Source organism: Vibrio sp. 2134-1, from assembly GCF_033339495.1.
In genome coordinates this window covers 1-812 of the sequence record NZ_JAWOUS010000277.1, presented here as the reverse complement: position 1 = coordinate 812, position 812 = coordinate 1, and the positions used below count along the sequence as shown (strand labels likewise).

The 812-nt window shown below is 52.5% G+C and carries 1 protein-coding gene; it reads left to right on the top strand.

From position 1 onward, the window contains the following. Positions 1 to 277: 277 nt before the first annotated feature. The coding region (locus R7R78_RS25465; RefSeq protein ID WP_225474540.1) for an IS6-like element IS26 family transposase at positions 278 to 812 on the top strand (535 nt) is incomplete at its 3' end.

The following is an 812-nucleotide window of genomic DNA, read 5'->3' as shown; positions in this document are numbered from 1 at the left end:
AATAGAAATATAGCCTGCGTCAATCGTTTCTGCCGTGAGGGTACCGCTTTCCCAATCATGCTCTGTCCGCCAGGTTATGGGGGGCAGAGCCAGAGCACTACCGAAATCCTTGCGAATACCCGTGCAGGGAATAATTTCCGCCCCCTTTATGGCCGGAAAAAAAACTGATAAACGTCGCCTTTTCAGAAGGTTGCTTTCTTAACGTGGTTTTTCGGGCACTGTTGCAAATAGTCGGTGGTGATAAACTTATCATCCCCTTTTGCTGATGGAGCTGCACATGAACCCATTCAAAGGCCGGCATTTTCAGCGTGACATCATTCTGTGGGCCGTACGCTGGTACTGCAAATACGGCATCAGTTACCGTGAGCTGCAGGAGATGCTGGCTGAACGCGGAGTGAATGTCGATCACTCCACGATTTACCGCTGGGTTCAGCGTTATGCGCCTGAAATGGAAAAACGGCTGCGCTGGTACTGGCGTAACCCTTCCGATCTTTGCCCGTGGCACATGGATGAAACCTACGTGAAGGTCAATGGCCGCTGGGCGTATCTGTACCGGGCCGTCGACAGCCGGGGCCGCACTGTCGATTTTTATATCTCCTCCCGTCGTAACAGCAAAGCTGCATACCGGTTTCTGGGTAAAATCCTCAACAACGTGAAGAAGTGGCAGATCCCGCGATTCATCAACACGGATAAAGCGCCCGCCTATGGTCGCGCGCTTGCTCTGCTCAAACCCGAAGGCCGGTGCCCGTCTGACGTTGAACACCGACAGATTAAGTACCGGAACAACGTGATTGAATGCGATCATGGCAAAC